Genomic DNA, 12309 nt, shown 5'->3' with positions numbered 1-12309 from the left:
GTCGGTTTCCGGGAGGTGCGGGGTAGTGGATGCCAGCACTTTGGCCAGACATAAAAAAACAGGGCAATCGCCCTGTTTTTTTATGTCTGCGTTTTACTGTTTATGGCGAATCATTTGCCATTACAGGGGGTTCTGGCGAATAACGCCAACAGCCAGTCCCTCAATCGCGAAGTTTCTGTCGCGCATGTCTACCTCAATAACGTTGAAGTCCTCGTTCTCTGGCAGCAGCTGTACGGTTGCCTGATTTCCGCGGCGCTTGAAGCGTTTCACCGTCACTTCATCTTCGATACGCGCAACCACGATCTGACCGTTGCGGATGTTCTCTGTGCGCTGCACGGCCAGCAGGTCACCGTCGAGGATACCGGCGTCTTTCATGCTCATTCCGTGTACCCGCAGCAGGTAATCCGCGGGAGGGTGGAAGAACTCTGCCGGAATCTCGCAGTACTCCTCGATATTCTCCTCCGCCAGGATCGGATTACCGGCGGCTACCCGGCCGACAATCGGCAGGCCGCTGTGGTAGTCGGGAATACGAATTCCGCGCGAGGCGCCGGCAACCATCTCGATGGCCCCTTTGCGCGCGAGTGCCTTGAGGTGCTCTTCCGCAGCATTGGGGGAGCGGAAGCCCAGTTCCTGGGCAATTTCAGCCCGGGTTGGTGGGTAACCGGTATCGTCCAGGTAACTTTTGATTAACTCCAGTACCTGTGCCTGGCGGGCGGTGAGATTTGTCATGGGCGCGTTCCTGTTGTTTCCGGAGTTATTCCCGGCATCTGTTCCTGGAGTCCGGTGTCTGTATTTATATACAGTTGCTGTGATTATATACAGATTTGGCGGGTGCGCAATCTTCCCGGGGCGGCGCCTGATTACTGCTAGACTTGGATGGCCCTGAGGCGTTTTATATCTGCAGTTCCAGGCCGCAGGCCTCAATGCTTAGATTAAGTCCTACAGGGCTGCGAATAGTGATAATGGAGAAGGCATATGCTGGATGCAAAAATGCCGGAAGCGTGGCGCGTGCTGCGCATTCAATCGGAACTCGTCGACGGTATCGAACGCCTGATTACCCTCAAAGGCGCGGTGACGGTTTTTGGCAGCGCAAGGTTTCCCGAAGACACGCATGAGTATCAGCAGGCCATGCGTCTTGGTGAGCTGTTGGCGAGTGAGGGTATCCCCGTGATTACCGGCGGAGGTCCCGGAATTATGGAAGCGTGCAATCGCGGCGCTTTCACCCAGTCCGGTGCTTCTATCGGCCTCAATATAGAATTGCCGTTCGAGCAGACCCCAAATCCCTATCTGGATATCAGCCTGAACTTTCGCTATTTCTTCGTGCGCAAGTTTATTTTCGTCAAGCACGCGGTGGGCTTTATCGCTATGCCGGGTGGTTACGGTACGCTCGATGAATTATTCGAAGCGTTAACCCTGGTGCAGACACAGAAAGTCCGACGTTTTCCCATTGTGCTGGTAGGGAAACAGTACTGGTCGGGCCTGGTAAATTGGATGGTGGACACGCAGCTTGCCCGGAATTGCATCGATGAGAGCGATCTCGAATTGTTCAAACTGGTGGACACCGTCGACGAGGCTGCAGAAATTATTGTTGAGTATATTCGCCGGCGCGAAGATTGAGGGGGGCAAACGAAACCATTTCCGAGCTTGTGAATTGGTGAGCTAATACCGTTTGTTAGCCGTATTTGATTTTGCAATTTGAATACAGGTATCCGGGTTCAGCCGTTCCCAAGGGAAGCAGGGTGCCCGTTATCTAGCTTAACCGGCATCCTGATTTACTTACCTTGGGGCTCAGAGGCTCTCGTCGGTTCCCGGGAAAGATTCACCCTCCAGCCGATCAATGGCGCTCTGTGCGGGAGAGAAGAGGGGGCTGGTGAAACCGGAATCCTCCGCGTCCTGCATCTCCTCGGCCAGGGTGCCATAGCCTGCATTGGCATCTTCCGGCGCGGCGGCGCCAATCACCGGCAGCCGTGGCCAGCTGTGAAAGTCGATTTCATCCACCGAGCCATCCACGTACTGGATTTCAATTGTGCGCGACGGGTGGTCTACAGCGACCACTTCAAACAGGTCACCGCTGTCGAAATTTTCAAACCAGCTGCCAATTTCTGGTGCGATTCTCGCCATGATGCAGCCCTCCTGATGTTTATCAGTGCTGGCATTGCCTATGCCTCTGTTCTCAATCTAGTGTGCGCGGGGGGCCCTCGGTAACGGAGTGGTCGCGAGATTCGCCGCGGTTGGGGTGTTTTGTGAGTGTGGGGTGATTTTTGCGATGAAGTGCATGCTCGGCTCGCAAATTGGTGAAAATGTGTTCACTGCCGAAAGGTGTGATTCTGTGCCGTCCTACGGCGACTGTGCTAATCTCAGCGCTTAAACAAGTGTTTTAATTGATAGTTTGAATTGCTGTGAGCATGGTATGAGTCAGCTGGATACCGTAAACCGAATCCTCGACGCTGCGGAGGTGCTTTTTGCCGAGCGCGGCTTTACCGAAACGTCCCTGCGAACGATCACCAGTACCGCTGGCGTGAATCTGGCCGCGGTGAATTATCATTTTGGTTCGAAAAAGGAACTGATTCAGGCGGTATTTGAGCGGTTTCTTACACCTTTTACGAAAAGCCTGGATGAAGAACTGAGCCGTCGGCAACAGGCGCAGGCCAGTGGTGAGGAGTTACAGCTGGATGACCTGCTGCAGAGCCTGTACCGGGTAGCGCTCGCAGGGCTGGCGGAAGAGGGGCGGGATCCCAAGCGGTTTATGGGCCTGCTAGGGCTTGCCTACACCCAGTCCCAGGGCCACTTGCGCCGTTTTATTGTCGCCCGTTATGGCGCCAGCTACCGGCGTTTTGCGGGGCAGTTGGCAAACGCGCTGCCCCAGGTGGATCCGGTTACCTTCTACTGGCGTCTTTATTTTATGCTTGGCGCCACCATATTTTCCCTGTCGAGCTTTGACGCCATCGAAGCTATCCTGAGGGAAGATTTCGGTGCCGAGAGCGATCTCGATGAGACTCTGGCGCGGTTGGCGCCGGCGGCCGCAGCGATGCTGACTGCGCCGGTATCCGGCGAGACTTGAAGCCCAGCGCGCATCCGGGTGGGCACAGAGGCCCGGCCAGCCCGATTTATTGACTTGCAGTGGGAGCGGCGATCCATGTCTGTTCAGATTGGTCCAGTGATGATTGATGTAGAGGGCGCCGAGCTCACCGATGAAGATCGGGAGCTGTTGCGGCACCCTCAGGTGGGCGGACTTATCTTTTTTGCGCGCAACTACCGGGACCGCCCACAGCTCGAAGCCCTGATCAAAGACATTCGGTCGGTGCGCCCAGAGATCCTGCTGGCGGTGGACCAGGAAGGCGGGCGCGTACAGCGCTTTCGCGAGTCATTCACTCGTATCCCCTCCATGCAGGCGCTCAGTGCCCGCGCCGACACCCAGCAGCTAAAAGATGTCGGATGGCTGCTCGCCGCGGAACTGCTGGCAGTGGGTGTGGATTTCAGTTTTGCCCCGGTGCTGGATGCCGATGATGATTTCTGCCGCATTGTGGGTGACCGCAGTTTTGCCCAGGATCCCCTGGTGCTCGCGCAAAAGGCGCGACCGTTTATGGCGGGGATGCACGAAGCGGGAATGGCGACCACCGGCAAGCATTTCCCCGGTCACGGCCAGGTGCTGGAGGACAGCCATGAAGAGCTTCCGGTGGACCAGCGAACCCTGGACGCCGTGCTCGCATCGGACTGTGTGCCGTTTACCGAGTGCATTGCCGCGGGCGAGCTACAGGCGGTAATGCCCGCGCACATCCGCTTTGCCAACGTTGATGAAAACCCGGTGGGCTTCTCGCGCTTCTGGCTGCAGGAAATCCTGCGCAAGCGGCTGGGGTTCGACGGGGTGATTTTCAGTGATGACCTGACAATGGAAGGGGCAGGTGCGGCAGGCGGCTATGCGGAGCGCATCAGGGCGGCTATGCAAGCTGGCTGTGATATGGGCGTGGTGTGCAATAACCGCCAGGGTGCATTGGAGGTGCTGGAGGCGCTGGAAGGGTTTGAGCCCGACCCGCGTTCGAGCGAACGTCTGGCGCGCATGCGCGGTCGTGCCGCCATTGATAGCTGGAGTACCCTCGAGTCCAATTCCCGCTGGCAGTCCACCAGAGAGTGGCTGGCATCCTGGATGTAATTGGGCACAATAGGCGAATTTCACAAGGCGCTACTCCAGCCGGGGCCAGCGCCCTTTTTAAATGTGCGTATTCAATCGACCTTTTAAGGCCAACGCCGAATAACCTTAAGTATTAAATGGAGTGATTTGTGGAGCAGGCTAAAGCGTTTTTGCGCTCCCTGGTGGGGGAAGATCGTTTCTGGATTGCCGAAGTTTTCCTGATTGTACTGGCTACTGCCTTGGCGGCGTGGCTTCTGGCGCTGCTGGTTAGCCGCCTGCAGGCGCGGGCGGAACGGACTGTGAATCCGTGGGATGACGCGCTTTGCGGTGCGATCAATCCGCCGGCGTCGATTCTGGTGTGGCTGGTGGGGCTCTCTGTCGCCGCTGCCAGGGCGGGGAAGGCTACCGACGCCGAGATATTTACCCTTGCAATTACCGTCCGCGAGATTGGCTTCATCATACTGATCACCTGGTTTGCACTGCGATTTGCCAAGGCAGTGGAGAAGAACCTGGCGGATCCGCGCTTTATGGGCAAGCCGATGGATGCCACCACCGTACGCGCCATTGGCAAGCTGATTCGCGCATCCATCATGATTACCTCAGCCATGGTGATCATGCAGCACTTTGGCTATAGCATCAGTGGCGTACTGGCATTTGGCGGTATCGGTGGCCTGGCAATCGGCTTTGCCGCCAAGGATTTGCTGGCCAACTTTTTCGGTGGCCTGATGATCTATCTGGATCGTCCTTTCAAAGTTGGGGACTGGGTGCGCTCGCCGGATCAGGAAATCGAGGGGACGGTTGAAGATATCGGCTGGCGCCTTACCCGTATCCGCACTTTCGACAAGCGTCCGCTGTATATTCCCAACGGGGTGTTTACCCAGATTTCTGTCGAGAACCCCTCGCGTATGCTGAACCGCCGCATCTACGAGACCATCGGTATCCGTTACGACGATGCCAGCCTGATGGAGCCGATCGTAAATGACGTGCGCGCCATGCTGCAAAACCACCCGGAGATCGACACCAATCAGACCCTGATTGTAAATTTCAATTCTTTTGCACCGTCTTCCCTGGACTTCTTTATTTACACCTTTACCCGTACCACCAATTGGGTGCGTTATCACGAGATCAAACAGGATGTTCTACTGAAGATTCTAAAGATCATCGAAGACCGCGGCGCTTCCTGTGCCTTCCCGACTTCGACTCTGCATATCGCGGATCTACCGGAGCTCGCGATTGCCCGTGACCGGGAGAAGTCCATTGGTGCGTGATGCATCTGATACCTGAATGACCGGTAAGCGATATAGGGCTCAATGGCATCAAATGTCAGATATTGTGGTGCTGTAGCCGTTAATTTGGTGACAAATTGCGCATTGTTCATGGGAAGTAACATTAATTTCACGTGTAAACCTAGACAGTGGCGCTGTTTTATCTAAGAATCAGTAACGGCTTATCTGGATGACTGGATAGGCACTTCGAGACAGTGGACCAGCTTCGTATAAGAGCTGGCCGCGGCAATTGGGGTAGGCGCTTTACCCGTAACCGAGGTAGGCGCAATAACAATAAATGAGGTTGGCTTAATGAGTGATCGCGTTACGGGTACAGTGAAGTGGTTTAACAATGCCCGGGGTTATGGCTTTATCACCTGCGCCGAAGGTTCCGAGGATATTTTTGTACACTACCGCAGCATTCGTGGTGACGGGTACAAAACCCTCAACGAGGGACAGGCTGTTGAATTTGAAATGCAGCAGGGTGATAAGGGTCTGCTCGCAGAAGATGTAGTGCCCTGCGAATAACACCCGACCAGACGCACGCTCAATACAGCATTGCTTCGGCAGCCGAGGCTGCCGCGCTGCAGTGCCGGGACTATCGTCTCGCCCAAGATAGAGGGCTCGAACGGTAGTCTGTGCAAGTAGTTTTGTACTGCTTGCTGGGCGTAAAGCGCTATAGCCGCGAATGCAGGTGTCTGTTCGCGCTGTCAGTTTAGTGGCGGCGGAATCAGATGGCACCAATAAAAAAGCCCGGGATCTTCCAGTAAATACTGGGGGATCCCGGGCTTTTTTATTGGGCGATGGGGCGGCAAAATTTGCCGCCCTGTGGGGGCCCTTAGCCGGCCCCAACTACCCGCAACAACTGCCCGCAGAACCAGGCGGCGTATGTGCCCAGTGCGTACCCCATCACCGCAAGCAATACGCCTACAGGGGCGAGTGATGGATGGAATGCCGCTGCGACCACGGGCGCAGAGGCCGCGCCCCCGACATTTGCCTGGCTGCCGACAGCCATAAAGAACGTCGGTGCCTTGATGAGTTTTGCGACTAACAGCATCAGGCCCGCGTGTATCGCCATCCAGATCATGCCGAGCACAAACAGCTCCGGGCTGTTCTTCAGGGCGGTGATGTCCATATGAGTGCCGATGGTGGCGACCAGGAAATAGATAAACACGGAGCCAACTTTGGCGGCACCGGCACCCTCCAGTTTTTTGGCTGGGGTAAAAGCCATGGCGATGCCGAGCGTGGTGGCAATGATGATTAGCCAGAAAAACGAGCTGGTGAAGCTGAAGCGGGCCAATTGCGGCGCATTATTCTGAAACCACGGCGCGAGGAAGTCGGCGCAAGCGTGGGCAATTGCCGTCACACCAAAGCCGACAGCCGCGATGAGCATCAGATCCTGCAGCGCAGGAATACGCGCGTGCTTGCGCTGCATACTTTCTACGCGCTCTCGCAGGGTGTCGATAGCAGAAGTATCCGCTCCCCGTTTTGCGTCCAGTTTTTTCGCATTGCCCGCCATGATCAGCAGCACTGCCATCCACAGGTTGGCAACGATCACATCGACGGCCACCATCGCAGAAAAGACATCCCCGCCCACGTCGAAGATTTCTTTCATCGCGGCCTGGTTGGCACCGCCACCAATCCAGCTGCCCGCCACGGTGGTCATTCCTCGCCAGATGGCATCTGGGCCGTTGCCATTGAGCATGCTTGGATCAATGGCCGACATGATCAGCAGCGCCAGTGGGCCGCCGATAACGATGCCCGCGGTACCGGTTAAAAACAGGATTAGCGCCTTTGGCCCGAGGTTGACGATGCCTTTCAGATCGATGCTCAATGTCAACAATACCAGGCTGGCCGGCAGCAGGTAGCGCGATGCTACGAAGTAGAGGTTCGAATTGTGCGCATCGATGATGTGGAAGGTGGTCAGCAGCGATGGAAGGAAATAGCACAGGAGCAGGGCGGGTACGAAGCGGTAAAAGCGCTTCCAGAAACGCTGTTCGCTGCTCGCGGTATAAAACACAAAGCCGAGAATCGCGGCGAGCATGCCGAGAATGATGGCATCGTTGGTAATCATGGAAATAGCCTTATTTTTATGAATTCCTGATAAAAAAGTCGAGGATGCTTAGCCCAAAAGGAAAACGGCCCGCGGAGGGCCGTTTTGCAAAGTATTTTACGCGGTCAGGGAGAGAACTCCATTGGCTCTTCCTCGTCACCTGGCTCTGGTCCTTTTGCGACGGTGCGCACTTCTATCAGGACCCCCAGCTTGGGGTGGTCGATATAGTGCAGCTCGCCGCTGCGCAAGCGGCGCTCCTCGTTTAGCACAGCTACGCGAGCAGCCATTTTCTGGGCTGGCTCGGCGGCTTTTGCGAATTCGCCATCGCCATGAAAAACGGCGGAGTTGGCGCTGGTGCTGTAGCCGAAGTCCCCGTTGTTGCCGGCGGCGGAGCTTGCCAGATCCATGGGCTCATCGCCAGAGGTTTGGTTTGCCGCGCGGGGGCGAGTAGGGACGGGGATGCCGCTGAGCTGGGTCTGATCGGCGAAGCCGCCGGTCTGGGGCAGCCATTCACTCAGCCACAGGTCGGTGCTCAGGTGCAGGTAGCGGGAAACGCTCAGGGTTACGCTACCCTCCAGCTGATGGTGGTTGCCTTCCTGGGCGCCGCCACTGATCAGTATTGCCGGGGCATTGCGCTCGTTCTGCAAAACTTGCCGCCAGGTCTTGTGGAACAGGACCTTGTAGCCGCGCGCGCGGTTCAGGGCGGCGACCTTATTGTCCAGCTGGTTCGGGGCGGGTTGCAGGGCCGGGGTCATCGGGTCGGCCGGTGACGGGGTGTCGAAATCGACCCACTGGTTGTCATAGTTCAGGCGCAGTGCCGTGGGCCAGGTTTCCCGGGAGCGATCCATACCGCTATCCCGTGCGAAAACCACCATCTCAATTTCAAACTGGGTGCCTGCATAGCCGGCCGCCTGGGCGCCCGCAGCGCAGAGTGCCAGCAATGCGGCGCCGGTCAGCTGCTTCAGGCGAGTTGTGACCTGTTTGTTGGTGAGGGTCATCTTGATACCGCTTTATTCGTTGTGCCTATACCGGGGCTTTTCATTGGAGTCAGCCCTGGGGTCTTTGACCAGTGCCTGTCTTGGTGCTTCCATAATCGCACTGCCAGAAGCGCCTTGAAAGCTAGCCGGATTCGCCGCCCCCTTTGGCGACGAATTCCTCCATCTTATCACCGATTGATCAGCAATTGTGCCGACTGATCGGCCCCGTGTGCGTTACTGAGACAGCTGTTGCAGAACGTCGTTCACCTGTTGCAGGCGCTGTTCCGGGCCGCTTTCGTCGAGGACGAAATTCAGCTGGTTGGCGCCCTGTAACCGGTAAGTGGTAGGCCGGGTCTGCACCAGCTTGACCAGGGTGAGCGGGTCGACGTTGGCGTTCTCTGCAAATTCGATGCGTCCGCCGGTGGCCGAGGCTTCCAGCTTGCGGATGCCCATCTTGTTGGCGTTCAGCTTGATCTCAGTGATGCGGAACAGGTGTTTTAGCGGCTCCGGCAGCAGGCCGAAGCGGTCGATCATCTCCACCTGCAGCTCTTTCAGGGCAGCCTTGTCTTCTGCGTTGGCGATGCGTTTGTACATGATCAGGCGACTGTGGACGTCCGGCAGGTAGTCTTCCGGAATCAGTGCCGGTACCCGCAGGTTTACATCCACCGCCGGGGATTCCAGCGGCTCGTCGATGTTGGGCGTGCGTCCCTCGCGGATCGCTTTTACCGCGTGGTCCAGCATCTCCATATACAGGTTGAATCCCACACTCTGGATCTGGCCGCTCTGTTCCTCGCCGAGCAGCTCGCCGGCGCCGCGAATTTCCAGATCGTGGGTGGCCAGGGTAAAGCCGGCGCCCAGATCCTGCGCCTCGCTGATGGCTTCGAGTCGCTTCACCGCATCCCCTGTCATGGCGCGCTTGTTGGGCGTCAGCAGGTAGGCATAGGCCTGGTGGTGAGATCGGCCGACGCGACCGCGCAGCTGGTGCAGCTGGGCGAGGCCGAATTTGTCCGCGCGCTCGATCAGGATGGTATTCGCGTTGGGGATGTCGATACCGGTTTCGATGATGGTGGTACACACGAGCACATTGAAGCGCTTGTGGTAGAAGTCGCTCATCACCTGTTCCAGCTCGCGCTCGCGCATCTGGCCGTGGCCGATACCGATACGGGCCTCCGGAACCAGCTCCTGCAGTTCGCGGGCCAGGCGCTCGATGCTCTTCACCTCATTGTGCAGGAAATATACCTGACCACCGCGCAGGATTTCCCGCAGGATGGCTTCCTTGATCAAGGCATCGTCGCGTTCGCGCACAAAGGTTTTCACCGACAGCCGCCGGGCGGGCGGGGTGGCGATCACCGAGAGGTCGCGGATACCCGCCATGGCCATGTTCAGGGTGCGCGGAATGGGCGTGGCGGTGAGGTTGAGGATGTCCACTTCGGAGCGCAGGCTCTTCAGTTTTTCCTTCTGGCGGACACCGAAGCGGTGCTCCTCATCGATAATCAGCAGCCCCAGATTTTTGAATTTCAGGTCGCTCTGCAGCAGCTTGTGGGTGCCCACAAGAATATCTACTTTGCCGGAAGTAACCCGTTCCTTGATGGCTTCCACTTCTTTATTACTGCGGAAGCGGGAAATCACCTCGATGGTAATCGGCCAGTCTGCAAAGCGATCCTGTAGGGACTGAAAGTGCTGCTGTGCGAGTAGCGTGGTGGGCACCAGCATGGCGACCTGTTTACCACCGTGTGCCGCTACGAAGGCCGCGCGCATGGCGACTTCGGTTTTGCCGAAGCCCACGTCGCCGCATACCAGACGATCCATGGGCTTGTCTGACAGCATGTCTCCCACCACGGACTCGATGGCCAGTTGCTGGTCTGGTGTTTCCTCGAAGGGGAAACCGGCGGTGAACTCGCGGTAGGCGAGGCCGGGATCGCCAAACGCGTGCCCCACACGGGCCTCGCGACGGGCGTAGATGTCCAGCAGTTCGGCGGCGGCATCGCGGACTTTTTCCGCGGCCTTGCGCTTGGCCTTTTGCCAGGTCTCGCTGCCCAGTTTGTGCAGCGGCGCCAGTTCTTCGTCGGCGCCGGAATAGCGGCTGATCAGGTGCAGGCTGGCCACCGGCACGTAGAGCTTGGCCCCATCGCCGTATTCCAGGGTCAGGAATTCCGCTTGCTGGCCGTCGATATCCAGGCTCTGTAGCCCCTTGTAACGGCCGACACCGTGATCGATATGCACCACGGGCGCGCCGATACGCAACTCGGCGAGGTTTTTAACCGCGTTGTCGGCGTCGTCTTTAGCTTTTTTACGGCGGCGCTGCTGTAGCACCCGTTCGCCAAACAGTTGTGGTTCGGCGATCAGGTTCAGCGATGGGTCCAGTAATAGAAGGCCGGTATCAATGGGGGCAACGGTAATTCCGTAGCGCTCGTCGCTGGCGAGGAATTGCTGCCAGCTATCGAAAGTGTTCGGCTTGAGGCGGATGCCGCTCAACAACTCCAGTAATGCTTCCCGGCGGCCGCCACTCTCCGCGCAGAACAGTACGCGGCCATCGTATTCCATCAGGTAGGCTTCGAGCGTATTCAATGGCTGCTCTGCCTTGCCGTCTACCGGCAGGCTGGGCGGTGGCACGCTCGCGAAATTGTAGTTGCCCACCGCTTCCGGGAGGCTCTCTGCAGAAAAGAAGGCGCGGGGCAGGGACTTCAGTGCACCGAAAAACTCGTCGATATTCTGCAGCACCTGACGGGGCTCCAGAATGGGGCGGGTAAGGTCGCCGCGACGGCTCTGGTAGCGGTTTTCGGTTTCTCGCCAGAAAGATTCCACCGGCTGTTGCAGGTCTCCCTGCACAAATACCTGGCTGCCCTCGGGCAAATAGTCGAACAGGGTCGCACAGCGATCGAAAAACAATGGCAGGTAGTACTCGATTCCCGCGGGGGCAATACCTGCGCTGATGTCCTGATAGATGGACACCGGGCCGGGATCGCAGTCGAACTGCTCGTGCCAGCGTTCCAGGAATTTAGCCAGTGCCGGCTTGTGCATCGGGAATTCCCGCGCGGGCAGCAGGTGGATCTGCTCCACCTTGTCCACGGTGCGCTGGTCTTCCGGGTCGAATGTGCGCAGGGATTCGATCTCATCATCGAACAGGTCGATGCGGTAGGGCAGGTTGCTGCCCATCGGGAAGATGTCCATCAGGGCGCCGCGCACCGCGAATTCCCCGTGCTCGTACACGGTGTCTACACAGTGGTAGCCCGCCTGTTCCAGCAGTCGACGCTGGGCATTCAGGTCGAACTTTTGCCCCTCTTGCAGAACCAGCGCATTGCCGGCCACGTAATCCTTGGGCGCGAGCCGATGCAGCAGGGTGCTGACCGGGGCAATGACGATGCCGCGTTCCATCTGCGGCAACCGGTACAGGGTGGCCAGTCGATCAGAGATGATGTCCTGGTGTGGGGAGAAGGTGTCGTAGGGCAGGATTTCCCAGTCGGGGAACTGCGAAATTTCCAGCTCGCCGCCTGCGTCTTTGGAGTCACTTTCTCCAGCGCCATCTCGACGGGGCTTGTTAAAAAATTTCAGCTGCAGCTCAAGTTGCTGTGCTTCCTGACTATTCCGAGCTATCAGCAGCGTCGGGGCGCTGCTGGCTTTTGCTGCCTGCAGAATGGCCAACGCGGCGCTGGCGCCGTGCAGCTGGCCCCAGAATTGCCGGTCATTCTGTGAACGAAAAGCGGGGGGGGATAAAGGGGGGAACTGACTCATGTTTCCTTATAATTCCGTGCTTTCTGACCACTGGCGGCCGGGAGGGCAGCTATTGTAGCGGTGAACGGTGACCAGTGCAGGTTTGGGTCGTGCAATGGTCAGAAAGGGGTGTTTTTGACCGGTGAATCCGGCGTTGCCGCGGAGCGTTTAAAC

Annotated in this window: 10 protein-coding genes; 5 read left to right on the top strand and 5 right to left on the bottom strand. The window is 57.7% G+C overall.

The window, feature by feature from the left end; translation table 11 throughout:
* Nucleotides 1-120 precede the first annotated feature (120 nt).
* On the bottom strand, nt 121-729 hold the full coding sequence (gene lexA / locus ACONT6_RS09270; RefSeq protein WP_078084290.1) for a transcriptional repressor LexA: 609 nt from the start codon (nt 727-729) through the stop codon (nt 121-123).
* 246 nt (nt 730-975) lie between these two features.
* Between lexA and ACONT6_RS09265 the strand changes: the two genes are divergently transcribed.
* Nucleotides 976-1617: a TIGR00730 family Rossman fold protein gene (locus tag ACONT6_RS09265; protein ID WP_428821417.1), complete on the top strand. Its 642-nt coding sequence runs from the start codon at nt 976-978 to the stop codon at nt 1615-1617.
* Nucleotides 1618-1788: 171 nt separating this feature from the next.
* Here ACONT6_RS09265 and ACONT6_RS09260 read toward each other — a convergent pair whose 3' ends face one another.
* Complete coding sequence (locus ACONT6_RS09260) at nt 1789-2121, bottom strand: DUF6763 family protein (RefSeq protein ID WP_428821416.1); 333 nt, start codon at nt 2119-2121, stop codon at nt 1789-1791.
* A gap of 289 nt (nt 2122-2410) precedes the next feature.
* Between ACONT6_RS09260 and ACONT6_RS09255 the strand changes: the two genes are divergently transcribed.
* From ACONT6_RS09255 to ACONT6_RS09240, 4 genes are all read left to right on the top strand, one after another.
* Nucleotides 2411-3061, top strand: coding sequence for a TetR/AcrR family transcriptional regulator (locus tag ACONT6_RS09255; RefSeq protein WP_428821415.1), 651 nt, complete (start codon nt 2411-2413; stop codon nt 3059-3061).
* A gap of 75 nt (nt 3062-3136) precedes the next feature.
* On the top strand, nt 3137-4150 hold the full coding sequence (nagZ, locus tag ACONT6_RS09250; RefSeq protein WP_428821414.1) for a beta-N-acetylhexosaminidase: 1014 nt from the start codon (nt 3137-3139) through the stop codon (nt 4148-4150).
* A 128-nt stretch (nt 4151-4278) separates the two neighbouring features.
* Nucleotides 4279-5397 (top strand): mechanosensitive ion channel family protein, encoded by a 1119-nt coding sequence (locus ACONT6_RS09245; protein ID WP_428821413.1) that lies wholly within the window; start codon nt 4279-4281, stop codon nt 5395-5397.
* Nucleotides 5398-5706: 309 nt separating this feature from the next.
* Nucleotides 5707-5922, top strand: a complete 216-nt coding sequence (locus ACONT6_RS09240; protein WP_066964075.1) for a cold-shock protein — start codon at nt 5707-5709, stop codon at nt 5920-5922.
* A gap of 310 nt (nt 5923-6232) precedes the next feature.
* Here ACONT6_RS09240 and ACONT6_RS09235 read toward each other — a convergent pair whose 3' ends face one another.
* The 3 genes from ACONT6_RS09235 to mfd all read right to left on the bottom strand — a co-directional run bounded on the left by ACONT6_RS09235 (nt 6233) and on the right by mfd (nt 12156).
* On the bottom strand, nt 6233-7468 hold the full coding sequence (locus ACONT6_RS09235) for a DUF819 domain-containing protein (protein WP_428821412.1): 1236 nt from the start codon (nt 7466-7468) through the stop codon (nt 6233-6235).
* 104 nt (nt 7469-7572) lie between these two features.
* On the bottom strand, nt 7573-8445 hold the full coding sequence (locus ACONT6_RS09230; RefSeq protein WP_428821411.1) for a CsiV family protein: 873 nt from the start codon (nt 8443-8445) through the stop codon (nt 7573-7575).
* Between the two features lie 213 nt (nt 8446-8658).
* Nucleotides 8659-12156 (bottom strand): transcription-repair coupling factor, encoded by a 3498-nt coding sequence (mfd, locus tag ACONT6_RS09225; protein WP_428821410.1) that lies wholly within the window; start codon nt 12154-12156, stop codon nt 8659-8661.
* Nucleotides 12157-12309 lie beyond the last annotated feature (153 nt).

Origin of the sequence: Microbulbifer sp. MCCC 1A16149 (assembly GCF_050368945.1) — a bacterium.
Taxonomy (GTDB): Bacteria; Pseudomonadota; Gammaproteobacteria; order Pseudomonadales; family Cellvibrionaceae; genus Microbulbifer.
The sequence above is the reverse complement of the archived record's forward strand: the minus strand, read 5'-3'. Positions and strand labels throughout refer to the sequence as shown.